This window comes from Actinomadura sp. 7K507, assembly GCF_004348425.1.
In the GTDB taxonomy this organism is placed as follows: Bacteria; Actinomycetota; Actinomycetes; order Streptosporangiales; family Streptosporangiaceae; genus Spirillospora.
In genome coordinates, this window is the sequence record NZ_SMKK01000004.1 from 72,090 (window position 1) to 98,077 (window position 25,988).

The 25,988-nt window shown below is 74.1% G+C and carries 9 protein-coding genes; 6 read left to right on the plus strand and 3 right to left on the minus strand.

Features of this window, described 5'->3' with window-relative positions; genetic code table 11:
- The first annotated feature begins 562 nt into the window (after positions 1 to 562).
- Both E1285_RS02030 and E1285_RS02035 read left to right on the plus strand, forming a co-directional pair.
- Positions 563 to 1,333, plus strand: coding sequence for an AfsR/SARP family transcriptional regulator (locus E1285_RS02030; protein WP_132147216.1), 771 nt, complete (start codon positions 563 to 565; stop codon positions 1,331 to 1,333).
- Positions 1,334 to 1,844: 511 nt separating this feature from the next.
- A complete protein-coding gene (locus E1285_RS02035; protein ID WP_132147219.1) occupies positions 1,845 to 4,664 on the plus strand; it encodes a LuxR family transcriptional regulator in 2,820 nt (939 codons plus the stop codon).
- Positions 4,665 to 4,744: 80 nt separating this feature from the next.
- On the opposite strand, the gene E1285_RS02040 is transcribed toward E1285_RS02035, so the two are convergent.
- Genes E1285_RS02040 through E1285_RS02050 form a run of 3 tightly spaced genes read right to left on the minus strand, consistent with a single transcriptional unit; the run spans position 4,745 to position 6,639 of the window.
- Positions 4,745 to 4,984: a DUF5988 family protein gene (locus tag E1285_RS02040; protein WP_132147222.1), complete on the minus strand. Its 240-nt coding sequence runs from the start codon at positions 4,982 to 4,984 to the stop codon at positions 4,745 to 4,747.
- A gap of 12 nt (positions 4,985 to 4,996) precedes the next feature.
- Positions 4,997 to 5,785: a 4'-phosphopantetheinyl transferase superfamily protein gene (locus E1285_RS02045; RefSeq protein ID WP_207946346.1), complete on the minus strand. Its 789-nt coding sequence runs from the start codon at positions 5,783 to 5,785 to the stop codon at positions 4,997 to 4,999.
- Positions 5,782 to 6,639, minus strand: a complete 858-nt coding sequence (locus E1285_RS02050; protein WP_132147228.1) for a metallophosphoesterase — start codon at positions 6,637 to 6,639, stop codon at positions 5,782 to 5,784. The genes E1285_RS02045 and E1285_RS02050 overlap by 4 nt, the downstream gene beginning before the upstream one ends.
- A 290-nt stretch (positions 6,640 to 6,929) precedes the next feature.
- On the opposite strand from E1285_RS02050, the gene E1285_RS02055 reads away from it, so the two are divergent.
- From E1285_RS02055 to E1285_RS02070, 4 genes are all read left to right on the plus strand, one after another.
- Positions 6,930 to 21,746: a type I polyketide synthase gene (locus E1285_RS02055; RefSeq protein ID WP_207946347.1), complete on the plus strand. Its 14,817-nt coding sequence runs from the start codon at positions 6,930 to 6,932 to the stop codon at positions 21,744 to 21,746.
- Positions 21,747 to 21,897: 151 nt separating this feature from the next.
- Positions 21,898 to 23,826: an HAD-IIIC family phosphatase gene (locus tag E1285_RS02060; protein ID WP_207946348.1), complete on the plus strand. Its 1,929-nt coding sequence runs from the start codon at positions 21,898 to 21,900 to the stop codon at positions 23,824 to 23,826.
- On the plus strand, positions 23,823 to 24,050 hold the full coding sequence (locus E1285_RS02065; protein WP_132147234.1) for a phosphopantetheine-binding protein: 228 nt from the start codon (positions 23,823 to 23,825) through the stop codon (positions 24,048 to 24,050). Before E1285_RS02060 ends, E1285_RS02065 begins: the two co-directional genes overlap by 4 nt.
- 18 nt (positions 24,051 to 24,068) lie before the next feature.
- On the plus strand, positions 24,069 to 25,988 hold a 1,920-nt coding region (locus E1285_RS02070; RefSeq protein WP_132147237.1), incomplete at its 3' end, for a type I polyketide synthase.

Sequence of the window (25,988 nt, forward strand, 5' to 3'; positions counted from 1 at the left end):
CATACCGTCCAACGGCGGTGGCTCGCCCCGCGAACCTGGACCGCCGTCGTCCGCTCGGTGGAGGGCATCGAGTGACCCGCCGGGCACGTCTGGCGTTCGCAGCGGGGGACCGGGGGGCTCGCCGGGTTTCCCCGAGGGAGCGGCGAGGACGGTTCGACGCGCGTCGGGAAAGGGCGGCAGTGATCAGGAGGGCGCTATTGCGGCTGGATATGCGCGATTTCTCGCCTGGACGGGCGGTGTCACCATCAAGATCGACTCTGTGGCCCAGGATGTGGGCCGCGGTATGACCGATGGCGGGGACACCATGGTAGTGGATCCGCCTTCTCTGATGAACCCGCATGATGCCCTGAATGTCTCGATAGGGGTATTTGTCGGCACTGGGGAGCCAAGGCGCCGCTTTCGCATGATCGCTCGGTAGGGGAGTGGTACGGGTACCCGCGCGACGACAGATCACCTCATCATCGACGAGTGGCTTTGGTGGCCATGCAGGCGTCGGAGGATCGCCCGCGGGGGCATCGGGGCCGCTCGGCTCCCGTTGTCAGTCCGCATGAGGGGAGGGATCTTGAGGTACGAAGTCCTGGGGCCGCTCCGCGTGATCGACGAGGGCGGTTCCACCTCCATTAGCGCACGGAAGGTCGAGACGGTGCTGACCGCCATGGTGATCAGGGCGGATCAGGTGGTGGCGCTCGACCAGTTGATCACCGAGGTTTGGGACGATGCGCCCCCGCGGCGTGCCATGGCCGGACTTCACGTCTACATATCCCAGGTCCGCAAGTTTCTCGCCCGGCCCGGTCAGGAGGAGAACCCGGTGCTGACCAGGCCGCCCGGCTATCTGCTCCGGAAGGGCGCCGACGACATCGATTTCCACATCTTCAGGCGCCTGGCGGACCGGGGGCGGGCCTGCATCAGGGAACGCCGGTACGAGGAGGCCGCGGACGCCCTGGAGCAGGCGCTGGGCCTGTGGCGCGGGCAGACGCTCGGCGACGTGCGCACCGGCCCCATCGTCGGCGGCTTCGTCCGCTGGATGACCGAGTTGCGCCTGGAGTGCCTGGAGATGCTTGGCGACGCCTATCTCCGGCTGGGCCGGCACCGGGAGCTCGTCGGGTGGCTGTACTCGCTCGTCGCCGAGAACCCGCTTCGGGAGGTCTACTACCGCCAGCTGATGCTGGCGTTGTACCGCTCCGACCGTAAGGCCGACGCGCTACGGGTCTACCAGTCCGCCCGCAGCACACTCAGGGAGGAACTCGGCCTGGAGCCGTGCCAGGCTCTGCGGGACATGCAGCGGGCGATCCTTTCCGCTGACGAACGGCTCGACCTGCGCGTCGCCTCCTAGCCCCTGCCGTGCGGATGCCCCAGGCGGCGCCGCATGGCAATGTGACGAATCATTTCCGAAGAATTAAATTGGTCTTCGTTTTCTGGTGGTGCTGAAGGTTGGCCATGTCAAGGACTGCGGGGTTACGATTGGATTGCCCGGGGTCTGGAACAATATGTCGATCAGGCTCATGGCGGAATCAAGTTATTTTGCCGAGGTTGCTGCCTTGTCGGATCTCGCTCAATTCGGTAGGTGCATGGACGGAGTGGATGACGTGCACCAGAGAGTTTAATGTCACATTTTAACTAATGCCCGGGACCATGCGGTGCGGTAATCCGGCGCCACTTGATCGACTTATTACGCACGGTGGCCGGCTGTGACGTTTGGTTGATGTTGTAAAACAATGGCCCGGGTGTAAGGATGGTGGCATTTGTGAAGCATGCCGATGAGCGGCGCTCCGAATCGGTGGTGAGGATGGCGCCAGGGTTTCGGTGGAGTCGGAGAAACGAGGCGGTCCGCTTAGGAGTCACTTATGGTTCTGGTCGGCAGGGAGAACGAACTGGGATCCCTGAAAAACCTGTTCGCGAACTTCTCGGGGGGCTCGGTAGTGGTGATTAGCGGGGGAATAGCCACCGGTAAGACGGCTCTCCTGCGCACCGCCGGTGAGTGGGCCGCCGAGTCCGGCGGCCTCACGCTCGGCGCGGTCGCCTCCCGGAGCGAACGCGACCTGCCGCTGGGGGTGCTGGAACAGCTGTTCCGAAGTCCCGGCCTGCCGCGCGAGAGCGCGGAGCGGGCGATGCGATGGCTGGACGCCCACGGCCTGAGCGCCGGCGCGCCCGAACCCGTGGCCGGGCCGGACGGCGAGGCCGTCGTCCAGGTCCCCGCCCGCGTCCTGCGCGGGATGCTGGGGATTCTCCGCGACCTGCTGGAGGACCGGCCCGTCGTGCTCAGTGTCGACGACGCGCACCACGCCGACGTGCCGTCCCTGCAATGCCTGCTGTACCTGGTCCGCCGGTTGCGGGGCGCGCGCCTGCACGTCCTCTTCGGCGAGTGCTCCCATTCGAACGGGGCGAGCGCCCTGATGCGCAGCGAGTTCCTCCGGGAGCCGCTGTTCCGGCGGATACGGCTGGAGCCGCTGTCCCGGACGTGCCTCGCCGAGATGGCGGCCGCGCATCTGCACGAGCGCCCGCCGTACGACCTGGTCACCGAACTGTACGAGGCGAGCGCGGGCTACCCGATGCTGGCGCAGGCCTTCCTGGACGATCACCGCGACGGCTCGTTCCGGTGGCCGGGCGCGACGGGGGGTGAGGCGTTCGGCCGTGCCGTCCTCGATTTCCTCTACCGGCACGAAAGCCCGGTCGTCGAGTTGGCACGTGCCATCGCCGTGCTGAACAAGCCGGTGTCGCCCCTGCTGCTCGCCGGTGTCCTGGACATCGGCGTCGATGCCTGCCGCCAGGTCGTCCACCTGCTGACGACGGCGAAGGTGCTGGCGGACGGCCGGTTCCGGCACGAGGCGTTCCGAGCCGCGGTGCTCGAGGGCACGCCGTCCAGCACGCGCCGGGCCGCCCACGCGAGGATCGCCGACCTGCTGCACAACGAGGGCTTCCCGGCGGTGGAGGTGGCGGCGCACATCGTCGCGGCGGGCCGGCTCGAAGCGCCGTGGGTCGTTCCGATCCTCCAGGAGGCCGCGGAACACGCGCTCGCCGGTGACGATGTGACCACGTGCATCCACTACCTGCGGGCGGCCCACCAGGTCTGCGACGAACGGCAGCGCGCCGTGGTGGTGTCCATGCTCGTCGACGCCGAGTGGCGGCTCGATCCCGCCGCCGTCCTGCGGCGGCTGCACGAGTTCTGCACCGTCGGAGAAGGCGGCCCCGACGAAGGCTCCGACCATTTCATACCGGCCGGCTACCTGCTGTGGCACGGGCGCGTGCGCGAGGCCCTGGCCATCCTGGAGCTGCTGGCGTCCGGCCACGGGGTCGCGCCGGAGGGTGAGAAGGCGACCACCGTGGATCTGGATGGTCCCGGCCTATGGGGCGCGTATCTGTATCCGGCCCTGTTCAAGCGTCCCCGGCCCGTGACCTCCCGGCGGCACGATTCCATGCCGGTTCTGCTGAATCCCGAACTGCAAGGGGCCGACGTGATCGCGGCCGAGCTGGTGCACGGGAACCAGCCCGCGGTGCTCGCGGCCGCCGAGGGACTGCTGCAGCGGTCCCGGCTCAGCGAGCGCATGCTCGCTCCGCTGACCGCCGCGCTCGCCGCCTTCACCTATAACGACCGGCTCGCCGAGGCGGCCGGCTGGTGCGACGTGCTGCTCGCCGAGGCCGCGGGCCGGCGCAGCCCGACCTGGCACGCGTTGTTCGCCGCCGAACGGGCGATGATCCACGCCCGGCAGGGTGAGCTGCAAGCGGCGGAGGAACAGGCGAAGGCCGCGCTCAGCCTGATCTCCCCGCCGAGCTGGGGCGTCGTGGTGGGGCTGCCGCTGGCGGCGGCGGTCCTCGCGCTGACGGGCAAGGGCGAGCTCGACGAGGCGGCGGCCTACCTCGACGTCCCGGTGCCCGAGGCCTTGTTCCAGACCCGGATGGGGCTGCACTACCTCTGCGCGCGCGGCCGCTACCACCTGTCCACGAACCATCCCCATGCCGCGCTGAGCGACTTCCTGGCCTGCGGCCGGCTGATGGGAGACTGGGGCATCGACCTGCCGGGCGTGGAGGCGTGGCGCAGCGGGGCGGTCGAGGCGTACCTGCAGATCGGAGACCTTTCCGAGGCCAGGGCGCTCGGTGACGAGCAACTCGCCCTGATCGACCCCCGGCACCTGCGGACGCAGGGGATGGCGTTGCGAGCCCAGGCCGCCACCCGTGACCTGACCGCGCGCATCGCCGTGCTGGAGGAAGCGGTCGTATTGCTTCAGGGCTGCGGGGACAAGCTCGAACTCGCCCATGCCCTCGCCGACCTGGGCCGCGCCTGCCTCCTGCTGGGCGAAGCCAAGCGCGCGCGCAAGCACGCGCGCAAGGCGCTGGCGCTTACCCGGCAATGCGGCGCCAAGGCGCTGGACCAGGGCAGCGGGTTCGATGCGGCGTCGGCCGGACCGGAGGGCGCCGCGGCATACGCCGACACCGCCCCCGGGCTCAGCGACGCCGAGCGCCGGGTGGCGACCCTCGCCGCCGCAGGCCACACCAACAGGGAGATCTCCGAGAAGCTGTTCGTCACCATCAGCACGGTGGAGCAGCATCTGACGAGGATCTACCGGAAGCTCAACGTGACGCGTTTCGACCTCCAGGACGCCCTTCAGGACAACGGTGCCGAGCTGACGGACCCGGACTGGTTGAAAATCCTTGTAAAGTGCAGTTAGGTGATCGGTCCTTAAGCATCCCGGTGGGATGCCGAACCCGTCTCCGCGCCATCCCCCGCGGTCGTCCGGCGGCCTCCTTCCTATTCGGCGATTTTCGTGCGCATGGTCCAGCGGAAGACCGGTGTCTCCCGGTCTTCCGGCCTGCCGATGCGGCGCTCGCGCTCGAAGTGCTCGTAGCCGCCCCGGTGCGGAATCTTGATCGTCTCGCCGGCGGCCGGGGCGCGCACCCGCCTCGCCGTGGCCGGCAGGTCGTCGGGCCCGCCGACGAGCACGACATCGATGGGATTGCTCCGAGCGGCGTTTTCGTCGAGGCCTTTCACCGAACGTCCTCCTCACGTGTCGTTTCCTCGATGATTCGCGGCGCGATGCGGCGGCGATACCCCGTGACCCCCCTTATTCGCAGGTGCGCGGGACGCCCCGGGGTTCGGGGTGGCCGCCCCCTGCGGCCCCCAGGCGGCACCGGGCGCGCGGAGTGCGATCGCGGTGATGACGATGTCGGGGCCGGCGAGCCAGCGTCCCGCGAAGCCCTCGACCCGGCGGCCGCCGGCCAGGGCGTGCCCGGGGACGAGCAGCCGCGCGGTGAAGCGCCCGCGGAGCGGGTCGAAGTCGATGTCGGCGTCCTCGAAACCGAGCGGGCGGCGGGTCATCGGGAACCACGCCTTGTACACCGACTCCTTCGCGCTGAACAGCAGGCGGTCCCAGCGCACCGCCGGGTACCCGGCCGTCAGCCGGTCGATCCGGGCCCGCTCCGGCGGGATGGACACCGCCTCCAGTACTCCTGCGGGCAGCGGGCCGTGCGGCTCCGCGTCCACGCCGATAGCCGCGCACTCGCGGTCGCCGGCGACGGCCGCGGCCCGGTAGCCGTCGCAGTGGGTCATGCTGCCCACCACCCCGGCCGGCCAGCCCGGCGCGCCGCGGATCCCGGGCAGGATGGGGGCGGGCGGCACTCCCAGCCGCCCCAGTGCCTCGCGTGCGCAGGCGCGCACGGTCGCGAACTCCCGGCGCCGCTTGGGCACGGCCTCGGCCACCAGCGCCTCCTCCTCGGGGAACACGTCGGCGGGGCGGACATCGCCGAAGACCTCCGCGGAACGGACGGACGCGGGCAGCAGGCTCTCGATCACACCCGGCTCCGCAAGGCGATCTGTACCTCGCTCAAGCCGGGTGCCGGCCGGGGGCGGCGCCGCCATTCGCGCGGGTAGCCCACGGAGACCTCCTGGAAGGGCACCCCGTCGCACCAGATCGTGCGGGGTATGTGCAGGTGCCCGTAGACCACGGCCGCAGCGTTGAACCGGCGATGCCAGTCGGCCGTGCGCTCGGTGCCGCACCAGAGCGCGAACTCCGGATACCACAGCACGTCCGTGGGCGAGCGCACCAGCGGATAGTGGTTCACCAGCACGGTCGGCAGGGCCGGGTCGAGCTCCGCCAGGCGCCGCTCGGTCGACTCCACCCGGGTGCGGCACCAGCCGTCCGGGCCGAGGTGCGGGTCGGGGTGCAGCAGGATCTCGTCGGTGCACACCACCCCCGCGTCGTGGGCCTGCGCCAGCGCGGCCTCCTTGGTGGTGCCGGGCGGCCGGAAGGAGTAGTCGTACAGGACGAACAGCGGCACCACCGCGACCGGACCTCCCGCGCCCTCCCAGACCGGGTAGGGGTCCTCCGGGGTGATCACGCCGAGGTCGCGGCACAGCTCCACCAGATGGGCGTAGCGGGCCTCTCCGCGCAGCGCCACCGGGTCCTCTCGCGGCGTCCACAGTTCGTGGTTTCCGGGCACCCAAACGACCTTCGCGAACCGCCGACTCAGCGTGCGCAACGCCCATTCGATGTCGCCCATCATCTCCCCGACGTCACCGGCCACCAGCAACCAGTCGTCGTCGTTTCCGGGACGGAGGGAATCGACCAGTGTGCGGTTCTCCGGGAACATGACGTGCAGATCGCTGATGGCCAGTAGTTTCGGAGATGAGCGCAGAGATCCGGGCATTTGGCGACGGTATCCGGTGCGCGTTGTGAGCGGAACCCTTGTTTCGGCCGCCCGGCAATCTGGGGTTGCAATATCTCCCCGTAGGGGGCGGCCATTTCCGCTAGGGGTGACCGTCTATCCGTCGGAGCCGCACAGCGCGTTGGCGACGCGGTCGATTTCTGGGGTGCCCGCGCATTGCGGTACGGCATGGAACGCCAGTTACATTGCCCGCAGGCCCTGCTGCCCGTCCATTGTCCAGCCGCGAACACCGCGGACGCGGGCAGTGCGCGTGGCGGTTGAATTGGAGTGTCGTGACCGTAACCGGAGAAACAGCCGAATCCACGATGCGGGCCGGCCGTGGCGGCCCGGTCGCCATCGTGGGACTGTCGTGCCGCATGCCGGGCGCCGCAGGCCCCGAAGAATTCTGGCGCCTCCTGCGCAGCGGGACCGAGGCGGTCGGGGAGGCGCCCGAACGGCGGCTGGCCACCGGCACGCTGTGCGATCTGAGCCGGCTGGACGTCCCGCCGGGAGCGCGGCGAGGCGGGTTCCTCGACCGGATCGACGGGTTCGACGCCGCGTTCTTCGGCATCTCCCCGCGCGAGGCGGCCGTCATCGATCCCCGGCAGCGCCTGATGCTGGAACTGGCGTGGGAGGGGCTGGAAGACGCGGGAATCGTCCCGCGGAGCCTGCGCGGCGGCGGGACGGGCGTCTTCGTGGGCGCCATCGGGGACGACTACGCGAGCCTGGTTACGCGCTACGGGACCGGCACGATCACGCAGCACACCGCGACCGGGTTGAACCGCGGCATCATCGCCAACCGCGTCTCCTACACGCTCGGCCTCGGCGGCCCCAGCGTGACGGTCGACACCGGGCAGTCGTCGTCCCTGGTGGCGGTGCACATGGCCGCCGCGAGCGTGCGCAGGGGCGAGTCGGACCTGGCGCTGGCCGGCGGAGTCAACATCGCCATCACCCCGGACGGGTTCATCGCGGCCGACCGGTTCGGCGGCCTGTCTCCGGACGGACGCTGCCACACCTTCGACGCCCGGGCGAACGGGTACGTGCGCGGTGAGGGCGGCGCGGTCGTCGTCCTCAAGCCGCTGGACCGCGCGCTGGCCGACGGTGACGAGATCTACTGCGTCATCCGCGGCAGCGCGGTCAACAACGACGGCGCGGGGGAAGGGCTGACGGTCCCGGAGCAGGCCGGGCAGGAGGAGGCCGTCCGCCTTGCCTGCCGCCACGCCGCGGTCGGCCCGGCGGACGTCCAGTACGTGGAACTGCACGGCACCGGAACAAGGGCGGGGGATCCCGTCGAGGCCGCGGCCCTCGGCGCGGCGCTCGGCGTCCCGGTCGCGTCGCAGGGGGCGCGCCGCCCGCTGGCGGTCGGCTCGGTCAAGACCAACATCGGGCACCTGGAAGGCGCGGCCGGGATCGCGGGGCTGGTCAAGACCGTCCTGTGCATCCGGCACCGCGAACTGGTGCCCAGCCTCCATTTCGAACGCCCCCACCCGCGCATCCCCCTGGACCGCCTCAACCTCCGCGTGCAGGACGCGGCGGGCCCCTGGCCTCAGCCGTCCCGTCCTCTCGTGGCGGGCGTGAGTTCTTTCGGCATGGGCGGCACCAACTGCCATGTCGTGCTGGCCGAACCGGACGTCACGGAGTCCACGCCCGAGGCCGGCCACTCCGCCGGGGTCCGTCCCTTCCTGGTGTCGGCCCGGAGCGAGCGCGCGCTGCGCGCGCAGGCCCGGCAGTTGCGGGAGCATCTGGACACCGCCGGTCCGCGACCGGCCGACCTCGCCCACTCGCTCGCCACGACCCGCTCGGCGTTCGAGTACCGCGCGGCGGTCCTCGCCGACGACGCCGCGGGCCTGGCGGGCGGGCTCGACGCCGTCGCGCGCGGCGTCCCGGCACCGGCCGTGGTCCGCGGCGGGGCCACCGGAGGGCGGGTCGCCTTCCTGTTCGCGGGCGGCGGGACGCAGCGCCTCGGCATGGGACGGGACCTTCATGGCGCCCACCCGCTCTTCGCCCGGTCGTTCGACGAGGCATGCGTACACCTGGACCGCCACCTGGACCGCCGGGTGCGGGACGTGGTGTTCGCCGAACGAGGATCGGGCGAGGCGGCGCTGCTCGACGAGACCCTGTACACCCAGGTCGGGCTGTTCGCGCTGGAGGTGGCGCTGTTCCGGCTGCTGGAGTCGTGGGGGGTCCGCCCGGACTACCTGATGGGCCACTCCAACGGAGAGGTGATCGCCGCCCATTGCGCGGGCGTCCTCTCGCTGGAGGACGCCTGCGCGCTGGCCGCCGTGCGGGCCCGCCTGATGCAGGCGCTCCCCGAGGACGGGGCGATGGTGTCGGTCGAGGCGTCCGAGGACGATGTGGCCCCCCTGGTCGCCGAGCACGGGTCCCGGGTGTCGATCGCCGTCGTCAACGCGCCGATGGCGACCGTCGTCTCCGGCGACGAGGAGGCCGTGCTGGACATCGCGGCGTCCTGGAAGGAGCGGGGACGCAAGACCAAGCGGCTCCGGATGAGCCGCGCGGCGCACTCCCCGCACACCGAGAGCATGCTGGAGGAGTTCGAGGCGTTCGCGCGGCGGCTGACGTTCCGCCCGCCGCGGATCCCGATCGTGTCCAACGTGACCGGGCGGGTCGCCGCGGACGACGAGGTCTGCGCGCCGGGTTACTGGGCCCGGCACGTGCGCCGCACCGTCCGGTTCATGGACGGGATGCGCACCCTCGAAGCCGCGGGCGTCTCCACGTACCTGGAGCTCGGACCGGGCGGCGAGATGTCGGCGATCGGCCGCGAGTGCGTCGACCCCGCCGCGGCCGGGTTCGTGCCCGCCTTGCGCGACGACCGCCCCGAGCCGCGCACGCTGCTCGGTGCGGTGGCCGAGCTGTCGGTGCGGGGCGCGGAGGTGGACTGGGAGGCCGTGCTCGCCGGGAAGGGCGGGCGCCGCATCCCGCTGCCCACCTACCCGTTCCAGCGCGAGCGGCACTGGCTGAGGCCGCCCGCCGCAGGGGAGCCGGACGAGCCCTCCACGCCGGCGGAACCCGCGCCCGCCGAGGTGGGCGCGGACCACGACGACGACCGCCCCGCCGGCGGGCTCGCGATGCTCGACGTGGTCCGCGCCGAAGCGGCGACCGTGCTGGGCTACGACCGGCCGGAGGCGGTGGAGCCGCAGTGGACGTTCCGCGACCTCGGCTTCGATTCGCTGACGGCGGTCGAGCTGCGCACCCGGCTGGCGCGGACGACAGGGCTGCCCCTGCCCTCGACGGTGCTGTTCGACCATCCCTCGCCCGAGGGGCTCGCACGGCACCTGGCCGAGCGGGCCGCGGGATCGCCGGACCCGGAGCCGGGCGCGGCCCCCGCCGCGGCGGCCGCGGCGGGCGAGCCCGTCGCGATCGTCGCCATGGCCTGCCGGTTTCCCGGAGGGGTCCGTTCCCCCGAGGACCTGTGGGAGCTCGTCGCGGCGGGCCGTGACGCGATCTCCGGTTTCCCGGACGACCGCGGCTGGGACCTTGCGGCCCTGCACGCCCCCGACCCGAACCGGTCCGGCACCACCTACGCCACCGCGGGCGGGTTCGTCCGGGACGCGGGCGGCTTCGATCCCGACCCGTTCGGGATCTCGCCCCGCGAGGCGGCGGCGATGGACCCCCAGCAGCGCCTGCTGCTGGAGACCTCCTGGGAGGTCCTCGAACGGGCGGGGATCGATCCGATGTCCCTCAAGGGCAGCCGCACCGGCGTGTTCGTCGGCGGCACCCACCAGGAGTACGGCCCGCGGTTGCACGAGGCCGGTGACGACGCCGAGGGCTACCTGCTGACCGGGACCGCCGCCAGCGTCATGTCCGGCCGGATCGCGTACGTGTTCGGCCTGGAGGGGCCCGCCGTCACCGTGGACACGGCGTGCTCGTCGTCGCTGGTCGCCTTGCACCAGGCGTGCCAGGCGGTGCTGCGCGGGGAGTGCGACCGGGCGCTGGCCGCGGGCGTCACGGTGATGTCCACCCCCGGGATGTTCGTCGAGTTCGGCCGGCAGCGGGGCCTGGCACCCGACGGCCGGTGCAAGCCCTTCGCCGCCTCGGCCGACGGGACGAGCTGGGCGGAGGGCGCCGCCGTGGTCCTCGTCGAGCCGCTGTCGGTGGCGAGGCGCGAGGGCCATCGCGTGCTGGCGACGGTGGCCGGGTCGGCGACCAACCAGGACGGGGCGAGCAACGGGCTGACGGCGCCGAGCGGCCCGTCCCAGCGCCGGGTGATCGCCCAGGCCCTCGCGGCGGCCGGGCTGGCGCCGGACGAGGTGGACGCGGTGGAGGCGCACGGGACGGGCACCGCCCTGGGCGACCCGATCGAGGCCCGGGCGCTCCTCGCGGCCTACGGCCGGGACCGCGACCGGCCGCTCCGGCTGGGATCGGTCAAATCGAACATCGGCCACACCCAGGCCGCGGCCGGGCTGGCGGGCGTGATCAAGATGGTCGAGGCGATGCGGCACGGGACGCTGCCGCGTACGCTCCACGTCGACGCGCCCACGCCCCACGTCGACTGGTCGGCGGGCAGGATGGCGCTGCTGACCGAGCCGGCCGGCTGGCCCGCCGCCGCCGGCCGTCCGCGCCGCGCGGCGGTGTCCTCGTTCGGCATCAGCGGCACCAACGCCCACGTGATCCTGGAGGAGCCCCCGGCCGGAACGGTGGACGAGCCGGACGCCTCCGCGCGGGAGCGGCCGGGCGGCGTGGTACCACTGGCCGTGTCGGCGAAGAGCGAGCAGGCGTTGCGGGCACAGGCGCGCAGGCTGCGCGAGCACGTGGCCGCATCCCCGGACCTGAGCCCCCTGGACGTCGCGTACTCGCTGGCCACCACCAGGGCGGGCCTGGAGCAGCGCGGGGTGGTCCTGGCCGGGGACCGTGCCGGGATGATGGCCGGGCTGGCGGCTCTCGCCGACGGCGACGCCAGCTCCGCCGTCATCCGGGCGGAGGCCCGCCACGGCCGCGTCGCCGTGCTGTTCTCCGGCCAGGGATCGCAACGGCCCGGCATGGGCCGCGAGCTCTACGAGGCGCTCCCCGTCTTCTCGGCCGCCTTCGACGAGGCCTGCGCGCACCTGGACCCCCTGCTGGAGCGCCCGCTGCGCGACGTCGTGTTCGCCGAGCCGGGACGGCCCGGGGCCGAGCTGCTCGACCGGACGGACTACGCCCAGCCCGGACTGTTCGCCCTTGAGACGGCCCTGTTCCGGACGGCCGAGGCGTGGGGCCTCCGCCCCGACTTCGTGGCCGGTCATTCGATCGGCGAGCTGACCGCCGCCCACGTGGCCGGGATCCTCTCGCTGGAGGACGCGTGCGCGCTGGTGGCGGCGCGCGGCGCGCTGATGGGGCGGCTGCCCGCCGGCGGCGCCATGGCGGCGGTCCAGGCCACGGCGGAGGAGGCGGGCCGGCTGCTGGAGGAGCGCGGCGGGCGCGCGTCGATCGCCGCGGTCAACGGCCCGGCGTCGGTCGTGATCTCCGGTGACGAGCCCGTCGTGGCCGAGATCACCGGCGCCTTCCGCGCCCAGGGCCGCAGGACGAAGCGGCTCACGGTCTCGCACGCCTTCCATTCCCCGCGCATGGAGCCGATGCTGGCCGAGTTCGGCGAGATCGCCGAGCGGCTGTCGTACCGGCCACCGCGGATACCCGTCATGTCCAACCTGACCAGCGCGCCGGGGACGGCCGAGGAGATGTGCTCGCCCGGGTACTGGGTCGAGCACGTGCGGCGCCCGGTGCTGTTCGCCGCCGGCGTGGACCGGCTGGCGGGGGAGGGCGTCACGCGGCTGGTGGAGCTCGGCCCCGACGGCACCCTGGCCGCCCTGGCCGAGGAGGTCCTCGCCAGCCGGGACGGAGGTGCGGAAGCCCTCGCCGTACCAGTGCTCCACCGGGACCGGCCCGAGCCGGAATCCTTCACGGCGGCCCTCGCCCGGCTGCAGGCGCACGGCGTGCCGCTCGACTGGGAGGGGGTCTTCGCAGGTTCCGGGGCCCGCCGGGTCGAGCTGCCCACCTACCCGTTCCAGCACCGCAGGTTCTGGGCGCCGGTGCCGCGCGCCGCCGCGTCCGCGGCCGAGCTGGGACTGGACGGAGCCGATCACCCGCTGCTGGGCGCCGCGACCAGGCGAGCCGGCGACGACGCCGTGACGCTGCACGGCCACCTCTCGCTGCGCACCCACCCCTGGCTGGCCGACCACGTCGTCGCGGGGGTGCCGATGGTGCCCGCGACCGCCCTGGTCGACATGGCGCTGCGCGCCGCCGAGGAGACCGGCTGCGACCAGGTGGAGGAGCTGGTCCTGCAGGCTCCGCTGGTCCTGCCGGCCGACGAGGGGACGCAGATCCAGGTCACGGTGGGCGGCGCGGACGCGTCGGGCCGCCGGTCCCTGACCGTCGATTCCCGGACGGCCGACGTGCGGGCCGGCTCCGACCGTCCCTGGACCCGCAACGCCGACGGTGCCGTGCGGACCGGATACGCGCCCCCGCCGGAGGGCGAAGCGGCCGCCTGGCCCCCGGCGGGCGCGGTGCCCGTGCCGCTGGACGGCTTCTACGACGGGCTCGAACGGGACGGCTACGAGTACGGCGCGTCGTTCCGGGCGCTGACGGGCGCCTGGCGGTCGGGCGACGAGATCTTCGCCGAGGCCGCCCTGCCCGGCGAGCTGCGCGGCGACGCCGCGCGCTTCGGCATCCACCCGGTCCTGCTGGACGCGGTCCTGCACGCCCGGGTCGGGCTGGCCGGCTCCGGCGGGCCGGCCGGCTCCGCCCCGCGGCTGCCCTTCGCCTGGAACGGCGTGACCCTCCACGCCACCGGCGCCACCGGAGTGCGGGCGCGTATCTCGGCGGACGGCGGGATGGCGGTCACCGACGGGACGGGCTCCCCCGTGGCGACGGTCGACGCGCTCGCCCTGCGCGCGCCGGCCCGAACCGTTCCGGCCCCGGCGCGGGCCGTCCGCGATTCGCTGTTCCACGTGGAGTGGCGGCCGATCCCCGAGGTGCCGGGCGCGGCAGACCCGACGCTGGTCGTCGCCGACCTCCGGCCGGAGCACCCCCGGTCCGAGACCGCCGCGATTCGTGAGACCGCCGAACGAGCCCTGCGCGCGGTGACCGACTGGCTCGCCGCGGACCACCCCGGGAGTGCGCGGCTGGTCGTGCTGACCCGTGCGGCGGTCGGCGTCCACGACGGCGAGGCCGCCGACCCGGCGCAGGCGGCGGTCTGGGGGCTCGTCCGCTCGGCGCAGGCGGAGAACCCCGGGCGCCTGCTCCTCGCCGACTCCCTCGACGAGGACGAGGGGAACGCCGGCCTCCTGGACGCCTGCCGGACAGCGGCGGCCGCCGGCGAGCCGCAACTCGCGCTGCGCGAAGGACGGGCCCTGGTGCCCCGGCTGGCGCGTGCCCCCGTGCCGGCACCGGAGCCGCCGGAGCTCGATCCCGCCGGCACGGTCCTGATCACCGGCGGCACGGGAACGCTGGGCGGCCTGCTCGCCCGGCACCTGGTGACCGAACACGGCGTACGGCACCTCGTCCTGGCCGGCCGCCGCGGCCCCGACGCGCCCGGCGCCGCCGAACTGCGGGCCGAACTCGCCGCCGCCGGAGCGCAGGTGACCCTCGCCGCCTGCGACGCGTCCGACCGCGCCCAGCTCGCCGCGACGCTGGACCGGATCCCCGGCGACCATCCGCTGACCGGAGTCGTGCACGCGGCCGGAGCGGTCGACGACGGGATCGTCACCGCGCTCACCGCCGAGCGGCTGGACCGGACACTGCGCCCCAAGGCCGACGCCGCGCTGCACCTCCACGAGCTGACCCGCGGCCTCGACCTCGCGATGTTCGTCCTCTACTCCTCGATCGCGGGCACGCTCGGAACGGCCGGCCAGGGCAACTACGCGGCGGCCAACGCGGCCCTGGACGCGCTCGCGCGGCACCGCCGGGCGCGAGGGATGCCGGCCGTGTCGATCGCCTGGGGCCTGTGGGCGCCGGAGAGCGCGATCAGCGGGACGCTGACCGGCGGCGCCCTGGCGCGCCTGCGCCGTGCGGGCATCGCGCCGCTGCCGTCCGAGGACGGCCTGGCGCTGTTCGACGCGGCCATCGCGTCCGGGCGGGCCGAGGCGGTGGCGGCCCGCCTCGACCTGGGGGGCCCGCGGACGGGCACCGGCGACGGTCCGCCGCCGATGCTGCGCGGGCTGGTCCGCGGCCGCAGCCGCGGGGCGGCGGACCGCGAACCGGCCGGTGGCGTGGCCGGGCGGCTCGCCGCGCTCGGCGAGGCGGAACAGCACCGGGAGCTCCTCGGGCTGGTGCGGGCACAGGTCGCCGAGGTGCTGGGGCACGCGTCGTCCGGCGCGGTCGGGGACGACCGGGCGTTCGAGGACATCGGGTTCGACTCGCTGACCGCGGTGGAGCTGCGCAACCGGCTCAACACGGCGACCGGTCTCCGGCTCCCGCCCACGCTCCTGTTCGACCACCCCACCGTCCGCCACCTGTCCGCGCGCCTCCGGGAGGAACTCCTGGGCACGGCCGCCGCGCGGTCGGACGTGACGCCGGAGCCCGCCGGAGCGGCACCGGACGAGCCGATCGCGATCGTCGGGATGGGCTGCCGCTATCCGGGCGGCGCCGCCTCCCCGGAGGACCTGTGGGAGCTCGTGGCCGCGGGCCGCGACGCGATCTCCGGTTTCCCCGGCGACCGGGGCTGGGACCTGGACGGGCTGTACCACCCCGACCCGGACCATCCCGGCACCTCCTACGCCCGCGAGGGCGGGTTCCTGCACGACGCGGCGCAGTTCGACGCCGGATTCTTCGGCATCTCGCCGCGCGAGGCGCTGGCGATGGACCCGCAGCAGCGGCTCCTGCTGGAGACCTCCTGGGAGGCCCTGGAGCGGGCGGGAATCGATCCGGCATCGCTGAAGGGCAGCCCGGCCGGCGTGTTCGCCGGAGTCATGTACTACGACTACGCCCGCGGAGGCAGGCTGCCGCAGGCCGCCGAGGGCTACGCGGTGACGGGCACGTCGGGCAGCGTCGTGTCGGGCCGGGTGGCGTACCTGTTCGGGCTGGAAGGACCCGCTGTGACGGTGGACACCGCGTGTTCCTCGTCCCTGGTCGCGCTGCATCTGGCGGCGCAGGCGCTGCGCCGGGGCGAGTGCTCGCTGGCCCTGGCGGGCGGGGTGACGGTGATGGCGAACCCGGACACCTTCGTGGAGTTCAGCCGGCAGCGCGGGCTCGCGCCGGACGGCCGCTGCAAGTCGTTCGCCGCGTCCGCCGACGGGGTGGCCTGGTCGGAGGGCGCGGGCGTGCTCGTCCTGGAGCGGCTGTCGCAGGCGCGGCGCAACGGGCACCCGGTGCTGGCGGTCGTGCGCGGCAGCGCCACCAACCAGGACGGCGCCAGCAACGGCCTGACGGCGCCGAACGGCCCGTCCCAGCAGCGGGTGATCCGGGCGGCGCTGGCCGCCGCGCGCCTCCGGCCGGACCAGGTGGACGCGGTGGACGGGCACGGAACGGGGACCGCGCTCGGGGATCCGATCGAGGCCCAGGCGCTGCTCGCCGCGTACGGCCGGGACCGCTCGCCGGACCGGCCGCTGCTGCTGGGCTCGGTCAAGTCCAACATCGGGCACGCGCAAGCGGCCGCCGGCGTCGCGGGCATCATCAAGATGGTCATGGCGATGCGGCACGGCGAGCTGCCGCCGTCGCTGCACGGCGCCGAGCCGACCCCGCACGTGGACTGGTCCGCCGGGGCGGTGTCGCTGCTGTCCGAGCCGGTCCCGTGGCGTCGCGGCGACCGCCCGCGGCGGGCGGGGGTCTCGTCCTTCGGCATCAGCGGGACCAACGCCCACGTGATCATCGAGGAACCGGATGAGACCGCCCCGCCCGCCGGGGCCGCGCCCGCCGAGGCCGTGTCTGCCGGGGCCGCGCCCGCCGAGCCCTCCGACGCCGGTGCGGCGGTGGTCCCCTGGCCCTTGTCGGGCCGGACGGAGGAGGCGTTGCGGGCCCAGGCGGCCGGGCTGCGCGATTTCCTCTCCGCCCGGCCCGGCCTCGGGGCGGCGGACGTGGGCTTCTCGCTCGCCACGACGCGTACGGCATTGGAACACCGCGCGGTCGTCCTGGTGCGCGAGCGCGAAGAGGCGCTGCAGGCCCTCGCCGAGCTGGCGGACGGCGGGCAGGCGCCGGAGGTGGTCCACGGCGAGGTGCGCGCCGGCGGCCGTGTCGCGTTCCTGTTCCCCGGCCAGGGGGCGCAGCGCGCCGGCATGGGCCGCGGCCTCTACGAGGCGTACCCGGTGTTCGCCGAAGCGTTCGACGAGATCCGCGAACGCCTTGACCCGGTGCTGGGATGCTCGCTGCGCGAAGTCGTCTTCAGCGGTGAGGCGCCGGGCGGGTCGTCGCTCGACGACACCGTCTACGCCCAGGCGGGGCTGTTCGCCGTCGAGACGTCCCTGTTCCGCCTGCTGGCGGCGTGGGGAGTGCGGCCGGACTTCCTGCTGGGGCACTCGATCGGCGAGCTGGCCGCGGCTCATGTGGCCGGGGTGCTGTCCCTGGACGACGCCTGCTCCCTGGTCGCGGCGCGCGGGCAACTGATGCAGCGGCTGCCGGGCGGCGGCGCGATGACCGCGGTGCAGGCGTCGGAGGACGAGGTGCTGCCGCTGCTGGCCGGCCGCGAGGAGGCGGTGGCGATCGCGGCCCTGAACGGGCCGTCGGCCACCGTGCTCTCCGGGGACGCGGAGGCGGTCGAGGCGCTGGCCGCCCACTGGCGGGACCGCGGCCGCAAGACCAGGCGGTTGCGGGTCAGCCACGCCTTCCATTCGCCGCGGATGGAACCGATGCTGGACGGCTTCCGCGCGGTGGCCGAGGGGCTGAGCTTCCGGCCTCCGGAGATTCCGGTCATCTCCAACCTCACCGGCGAGCCCGTCCCGGTGGAGCGGCTCTGCTCCGCCGGCTACTGGGTCGAGCACGTCCGCCGCGCCGTGCGCTTCGCGGACGGCGTGCGCTGGCTCGAAGCCCAGGACGTCGCCGCCTGCGTCGAACTGGGTCCCGGGGTGCTGACCGCGATGGCGCGGGAGTGCATGGACCGGGAGCGCGCGGACGGGGCCCCGGCGACGGCGGCCGCGCTGCGCGAGAACCGGCCCGAGACCGAAGCGGTGCTGGGCGCGGTCGCACAGGCCCACACCGCCGGGGTGCCCGTGGACTGGGCGGCCCTGTTCGCGCCGGCGCGGCCCCGCAGGGTCGACCTTCCGACCTACGCCTTCCAGCGGCGGCGCTTCTGGCTGTCCGCGGACACAGGGCGGGAGGACGCGGCGGGGCTCGGGCTGGCCGCCGCCGAGCACCCCTTGCTGGGAGCCTCGGTCGGGCTGGCCGACGGCGGCGGGATGCTGTTCACCGGCAGGCTGTCGCAGCGCACCCACCCGTGGCTCGGCGACCACCGGGTGCTGGGCGCGGCCGTCGTGCCCGCCACCGCGTTCCTGGAGATGGCCGTCCGCGCCGGCGACGAGCTGGGCTGCGGCCGGGTGGAGGAGCTCACCCTGGAGGCGCCCCTCGACGTGCCGGTCCGGGAGGCGGTCGCGGTGCAGGTCAGGGTCGTCGCGGACGGCGAACCGGGACGCTGGACGCTGAGCGTGCATTCGCGGCCGGACAAGGCCCCGGCCGGAGCGCCGTGGACGCGGCACGCCACGGGGACCCTCGGTCCGGCCGCCGGTCCGCCTCCCGCGTCCGGCGAGGCGGTGTGGCCGCCGGAGGGCGCGGAGCCGGTCGACGTGGCGGACCTCTACGCGCGGGCCGCCACCGGGGGCCTCGACTACGGTCCCGCCTTCCGGCGGTTGCGCGCGGTCTGGCGGCGCGGCGACGAGGTGTTCGCCGAGGCGGACCTCGACCCCGGCGAGGCCGCGGACGGCGACGCCGGCGGCGCCGCGGACGGCTTCGTCGCGCATCCGGCGCTGCTGGACGCGGCGCTGCAGGCCGGGCTCCCGCTGATCGCCGGGGAGGGCGACGGCGGGGGACGGCTGCCGTTCGTCTGCGCAGGGGTGAACGTCTACGCCTCCGGCGCGTCGGCACTGCGGATCAGGGTCGTCCCGGAGGGCGGGGAGGGGATCTCGGTGGCGGCCTGGGACCCGGACGGGAGCCCCGTCGCCGCGATCGGCTCGGTGGCGCTGCGGCCCGTGCCGGCGCAGCGGGCGCGCGGTGGCGGCGAATGGCTCTTCCACGTCGACTGGACGCCGCTGCCCGGCTCCGCGGCGGCCCCCGACGTGCACGAAGCTCCGGACCGGTACGACTGGGCCGTGCTCGGCGCCGACGACCTCGGGCTGGGCCGGGCGCTGCGATCCGGCGGCGTCCCCGTGCACCGCCACCCGGACCTCGCCGAGCTGGCCGCCTCGATCGAAGCGGGCGCCGCCGTACCCGACGTCGTGGCCCTGCCGTGCGCGGGTCCGGCGGACGCCGACGACGGGGCGGCCGCCGAGCGGATGACGGTGGAGGTCCTCGGCACGGTGCAGCGATGGCTCGCCGACCCCCGGTTCGAGTCCTCCCGGCTGGCCGTGTTCACCCGCGGAGTGGTGGAGGCGGGCGCCGGGGCCGAGGTGGCGGATCCGGCCTGCGCCCCGCTCTGGGGCCTGATGCGTTCGGCGCAGGCGGAGCACCCGGGCCGCTTCCTGATCGTCGACCTCGACGCAGATCCCGCCTCGCCGCAGGTCGCGGCGGACCGCCTGCCCGCCGCGGTGGAGGCCGACGAGCCGCAGCTCGCGATCCGGCGCGGCGACGCCCTCGTGCCCCGGCTGACCGGCACCGGGACCGACCCCGCGCTCACGCCCCCCGCCGAGGCCGGGGCCTGGCGGATGGCGGCCCCGGCGAGCGCGACGCTGGAGGACCTGGAACTCGTCCCGCACCCGGAGGCCGAGGCGCCGCCGGCCGCCGGCGAGGTCCGCGTGGCGGTGCGGGCCGCGGGCCTGAACTTCCGCGACGTGCTGATCGCCCTGGGCATGTACCCCGACGCCGGCGCCCCGCTCGGCAGCGAGGGGGCCGGGGTGGTCACCGAGGTCGGCGCCGGGGTCACCGACCTGGCCGTGGGAGACCGCGTGGCGGGCCTGTTCCCGCACGCCTTCGGCCCGGTGGCGGCGGTGGACCGGCGGAGGCTCGCGCGGATCCCGGCGGGCTGGTCGTACGCGCAGGCGGCGGCCGTGCCGGTCGCCTACCTGACCGCCTGCTACGGGCTGGTCGACCTGGCGGACCTGCGGCCGGGCGAGGCCGTACTGGTGCACGCCGCGACCGGCGGGGTGGGGATGGCCGCGGTGCAACTGGCCCGGCACCTCGGCGCGGAGGTGTTCGCCACGGCGAGCGAGGCGAAGTGGCCGGCGCTGCGCGCGCTGGGGCTGGACGACGCGCACATCGCGTCCTCCCGCGACCTGGACTTCGAGCACCGGTTCCTGGCGGCGACCGGCGGCCGCGGCATGGACGTCGTCCTCGACGCGCTGAACGGCGAGTTCGTCGACGCGTCGCTGCGGCTCCTGCCCCGCGGCGGCCGGTTCGTGGAGATGGGCAAGACCGACATCCGTGACGCCGGTCAGGTCGCCGCCTCCTACCCCGGCGTGGCCTACCGCGCCTACGACGTGCTGGAAGCCGGCCCGGAGCGGATCGGCCGGATGCTGGCGGAGATCCTGGCGCTGTTCGAGCGGGGCGTGCTCCGGCATCCGCCGCTGCGCGCCTGGGACCTGCGGCAGGCCAGGCAGGCGTTCCGTCTCATGAGCCAGGCCCGGCACGTCGGCAAGATCGTCTTCACGGTGCCGGTGCCGCCCGACCCGGCCGGCACGGTCCTGATCACCGGCGGCACCGGCGCGCTGGGCCGGCGGGTGGCACGCCACCTGGTGGAGCGGCACGGGATGCGGCACCTGCTGCTGACCGGCCGCCAGGGCTCCCGGGCACCCGGCGCCGCGGAACTGGCGGCCGAGCTGACCGGGCTCGGCGCGCGGGTGACGGTGGCGGCCTGTGACGCCGCCGACCGCGCGGACCTCGCCCGGCTGCTGGCCGGAGTCCCGGCGGAGCATCCGCTGACCGCGGTCGTGCACGCGGCCGGCGTGGTGGACGACGCGGTGGTGGGCTCCTTGACCCCGGACCAGGTGGCACGGGTGCTGCGGCCCAAGGTGGCGGCCGCGGCGAACCTGGACGCCCTGACCCGCGAACTGGACCTGGCGGAGTTCGTGCTGTTCTCCTCCAGCGCCGGTGTGCTCGGCACTCCCGGGCAGGCCAACTACGCGGCGGCCAACGCGTTCGAGGACGCCCTCGCCGCCCGCCGCAAGGCCCTCGGGCTCCCGGCCGTGTCGCTGGCGTGGGGGCTGTGGGCGGAGACCAGCCGGATGACGGCGCACCTGGACGGCGCCGACCTGGCCCGGCTCGGCCGGTCCGGAGTGGTGCCGCTGCCGTCCGAGCAGGGGCTGGAGCTGTTCGACACGGCGCGCGGCGACGGGCGGGCACTGCTGGTGCCGGCCCGTCTGGACGTGGCCGCGCTGCGGGCGCAGGCCGGAGCGGGGAGGGCCCCGGCCGTCCTGCGCGTCCTGGCCGGCGGCACCGGCCGCCGCACCGCGGGCCGCGGCGACGGCGCGGCGGGACCCTCGCTCGCCGAGCGGCTGGCGAGGCTCCCCGAAGGCCGCCGGCACGAGGCGGTGCTGGACGTCGTCCGGGCCAACGCCGCCACCGTGCTCGGCCACCGGTCGGCGGACGCGGTCACCACCACCTCGACCTTCAAGGAGCTCGGGTTCGACTCGCTCACCGCGGTCGAGTTCCGCAACCGCCTCAGTACCGCCGCGGGCACCCGCCTGCCGGCGACGCTCGTCTTCGACCACCCCACGCTCGACGCCCTCGCACGGCACCTCGGCGTGTACCTCGCCGGCGACGAGGCAGCGGAACCGGGCTCGGACGCGCCCGCGGTGCTGAGCGAACTCGAACGGCTGGAGAGCGCGCTCGGCGCGGCTCCCGGCGGCTGGAGCGGCCACCGGGAGGTGACCGCGCGCCTGGAGGCGCTGCTCGGCCGCTGGCGGGACCGGCACGCCGCCGTGCCCGCGGCGGACCCCGAAGCGGAGCGCCTCGAATCCGAGCGCCTCGAACGGGGCCGCCTCGAAGCGGCGACCTCGGACGAGGTCATCGACTTCATCGACAGAGAGCTCGGGATCTCGTGAGCGCCGTCCCGTGACACCGCGGGCGCGCAAGGACCGGGTTAGCGCAGCTTTAGCCGGTCCCGAGATCGTGAATGCAGGGCCCGCGAGACGCGGCCCGGTGACGATGACGAGCCGGACGGAGCGCGGCGAAGCCGCGGGGGAGGAGGCGGATGTGGGCGAACCGGCTCCGCGTGATGATGTGCCGCCGGCCGACGCGCTGCTCGCCCTGCACCGCTCGGGGACCCTGGCCGCCCGGTACCCCGAGGCCCAGCGGCTGGTGGTCGAGCTGGACGGACGCGAACTGGTGCGGGCGGGCAACCTGCTCGCCCGGCTGGACGCCGATGAGACGGCCGAGCTGCATCCCGGGATCCCCGCGGCGCGGGTCGCGATCACCGGGCACGGCACGCTGCCGGACCTGCTGCCCGCGCTGACGGCGCAGCTCGCCCGGCACGGGATCCTCCTGCGCCCCTTCACGAGCCGTTTCGACGGCTACGTCCTCGAACTCGGCGACCCGGGCAGCGACCTGTACGCGGCCGAGCCAGACCTCGTGCTGTGCGTGCTGGACCCGGCGGTCGTGTTCGACGAGGTCGCGGTCCCCTGGCGCCCCGCGGACGTCGAGCGCGCCGGCCTGGAGAAGATCGGCCTGCTGAAGGGGCTGGCCACCACGTTCGAGGCCAACTGCCGCGGCACGCTGGTGTTCAACACGCTGCCGCTGCTGCGGCGGTACACCGCGCAGCTCGTCGACCACCGGTCGAGGGCCCGCCTGGGCGCCCTGTGGCGCGAGGTGAACGCCCGGCTGCTGCACCTGTGCGAGGAGCACGAGCGCGTCGTGGTGCTGGACCTCGACCCGCTGGCCGCCGAGGCGTCCCCGGCCAGCGACCCGCGCCTGAGCGTCTACGCCAAGGCGCACCTGTCCCCGGACCTGCTGGCCGCGTACGCGCGCGAGGCCGGTCACCTGGTCCGGCACCTCACCGGCCGCACCAGGAAATGCCTGGTCCTCGACCTGGACAACACGTTGTGGGGCGGAGTGCTCGGCGACGACGGCGTGGACGGCATCGAGGTGGGTGAGGGGCACCGCGGCGAGGCGTTCTGCGAGTTCCAGCGCGTGGTGAAGCAGGTCGGCTCGCAGGGGGTGCTGCTCGCGGTGGCCAGCAAGAACGACGTCGAGCCGGTCCGCAAGGTCCTGCGCGAGCACTCCGGCATGGTTCTGCGCGAGGACGACTTCGTCCACGTCGTGGCCAACTGGAGACCCAAGTCCGAGAACGTCGCCGAACTCGCGCGGGAGCTCAACCTCGGGACGCACAGCCTCGTCTTCGCCGACGACAGCGCCTTCGAGCGCTGGCTCGTGCGGTCCGAGCACCCCGACGTGGCGGTGGTCGGCCTCGACGCCGATCCCGCGCTGCACGCCGAGAGGCTGCTGGCCGACGGCTGGTTCGACGTCCGGGAGACGACCGCCGAGGACCACGTCCGCAAGGCCAGGTACCGGGACGAGCGGGAGCGCCGCGACTTCCTGCACACCTTCGACTCGATCGAGGAGTACCTGCGCGAACTGGACGTCCGGGTCGTCCTGGCCGAGGCCACCGGGGAGGACGCGGCGCGGGTCTCGCAGCTCACCATGCGGACCAACCAGTTCAACACGGTCACGCACCGGCTCGGCGTCCCCGAGATCAGGGACCTGCTCAAGGACGCCGGCACGCGGATTCTGACCATCAGGTCCCGCGACCGGTTCGGCGACAACGGAACGGTGGGCGCGCTTTTCACCCGGTGGGCGGACAACGCGGTCCGCATCGACGGGTTCCTGCTGAGCTGCCGCGTGTTCGGCCGCGGCATCGAGCAGGCGTGCCTGGCGGCCGTGCTGCGCCACGCGCGCGACGGCGCCGCCCGCGCCGTCTACGGCGCCTACCTTCCGGCGCCCAGGAACGGCGGCGTCGCGGAGCTCTACTCCCGGCACGGCTTCGTGCAGGACGCGGCGCCCCAGGGCGGACCCCCAGGGCCGGACGGCTCCGAAGGGGTGACGTGGTTCCGGCACGACCTCGCCGAGATCTTCATGCCGCCCGGCCATGTCCACCTCACCGACGACCTCGGGGGGCACGCGCCGTGAACACCATCGACGACTTCGTCGCGCTCGTCCGGGACCACCTCGGCCTGCCCGTGACGGCCGAGGACGCCGAGCGCACCCTGGACCAGGTCCCCGGCTGGGACTCGATGCACCTGCTCTGGCTGCTCACGACGATCGAGCGGGAGACCGGACGCAGCGTGCCCTTGCCCGACCTCCTCCAGGCGACGAGCCTGCACGAGATGTACCTGCTGGCGGTGGCCAGGTGAGCCGAGGGGTGGTTCCGGATGGCGGATGAACAGAAGCTCGTCGACTACCTGAAATGGACGACGGCCGAACTGCACCGGACACGGGAGCGACTGGCCGAAGCCGAGTCGGCCGACTCCGAACCGATCGCGATCGTGGGGATGGGCTGCCGCTACCCGGGCGCCGCCCGCACCCCCGACGACCTGTGGCGGCTCGTCGCCGGCGGAACCGACGCCGTATCCGCCTTCCCCACCGACCGGGGCTGGAACCTGGACGCGCTCTGCGACCCGGACCTGGAGCGCAGGGGCACCAGCTATGCCCATGAGGGAGCGTTCCTCTACGACGCGGGCCGGTTCGACGCCGAGTTCTTCGGGGTCAGCCCGCGCGACGCGCTGGCGACCGATCCGCAGCAGCGCCTTCTGCTGGAGACCGCGTGGGAGGCCGTCGAGAGCGCCGGCATCGATCCCGCCGGACTGCAGGGCAGCCGCACCGGGGTGTTCGCCGGGATCATCTACCTCGATTACGGGACGGGCTTCCAGCGGATGCCCGAGGAGTTCGACGGCCAGATCGGGATCGGCGGCGCCGCCAGTTTCGCCTCCGGCCGGGTGGCCTACAGCCTGGGCCTGGAAGGTCCCGCCGTCACCGTCGACACCGCCTGCTCCTCGGCGCTGGTGGCGCTGCACTGGGCCTGCCGGTCGCTCCGGCTCGGCGAGTGCGATCTCGCCCTCGCCGGCGGCGCGACCATCATGTGCACACCCGCCTTGTTCGTGGAGTTCTCCCGCCAGCGGGGCCTGGCCGGTGATGGGCGCTGCAAGTCGTTCGCGGCGGCGGCCGACGGCACCGGCTGGGGCGAAGGCGTCGGGCTCCTCTTGGTGGAGCGCCTGTCGGACGCGCAGCGCAACGGCCACCCCGTTCTGGCCATCGTGCGCGGCTCGGCGGTCAACCAGGACGGCGCCAGCAACGGGCTGACGGCGCCGAACGGGCCGTCCCAGCAGCGGGTCATCCAGGACGCGCTGGCCAGCGCCCGCCTGACCCCCGCAGACGTCGACGTCGTAGAAGCCCACGGCACCGGCACCACACTGGGCGACCCCATCGAAGCCCAAGCACTCATCGCCACCTACGGCCAGCAACGCCCCACAGACCGGCCCCTGCGACTCGGCTCCATCAAATCCAACATCGGCCACACCCAGGCCGCCGCCGGTATCGCCGGTGTGATCAAGATGGTCCAGGCCCTCAATCACGGGGTTCTGCCGCGGACGCTGCACGTCGATGAGCCGACCCCTCATGTGGACTGGTCCGCTGGGGCGGTCGAGTTGCTCACCGAGCAGATGCCCTGGCCGGAAACCGGACGGCCCCGCCGCGCCGCGGTCTCCTCCTTCGGCATGAGCGGAACCAACGCGCACACCATCATCGAGCAGGCTCCGGTCCCTTCGTCAGATGCGAACGGCGAGGTGGTTCGTCTCCGGTCCGCCGAGGTCGAGGCGCGGCCTGAGGCTCCGGTGGTTCCGTGGCTGCTGTCAGCCAAGACCCCGGCCGCGCTGGCCGCGCAGGCACGGCGGCTGGCCGAGCATCTGGACGTCCACCCGGAGCTGGACCCCGGCCAGGTGGCGTGGGCGCTGGCCACCACCCGCACCGCCCTGGACCACCGCGCCGTCATCACCGGCGACCACGCCACCCTCCGCGAAGGGCTGCAAGCACTGGCCGCCGGGGAACCCCACCCCAGCCTGGTCACCGGCCGCACCAACCCCACCGGCACAAAACTCGCCTTCCTGTACTCCGGGCAAGGCTCCCAACGCCCCGCCATGGGCGCCCAGCTCTACCGGCAACTACCAGTCTTCGCGCACGCCCTGGACCGCGTCTGCGCCGAACTGGACCCCCACCTGGACCAACCCCTCAAACCCCTCATCCACGGCCACCACCCCGACCTGCTCGACGACACCCGCTACACCCAACCCGCACTA

Coding starts and splice junctions, on each gene's coding strand:
- E1285_RS02035 (WP_132147219.1), top strand. CDS start 1,845: ATGGTTCTGGTCGGCAGGGAGAACGAACTGGGATCCCTGAAAAACCTG.
- E1285_RS02050 (WP_132147228.1), bottom strand. CDS start 6,639: ATGCCCGGATCTCTGCGCTCATCTCCGAAACTACTGGCCATCAGCGAT.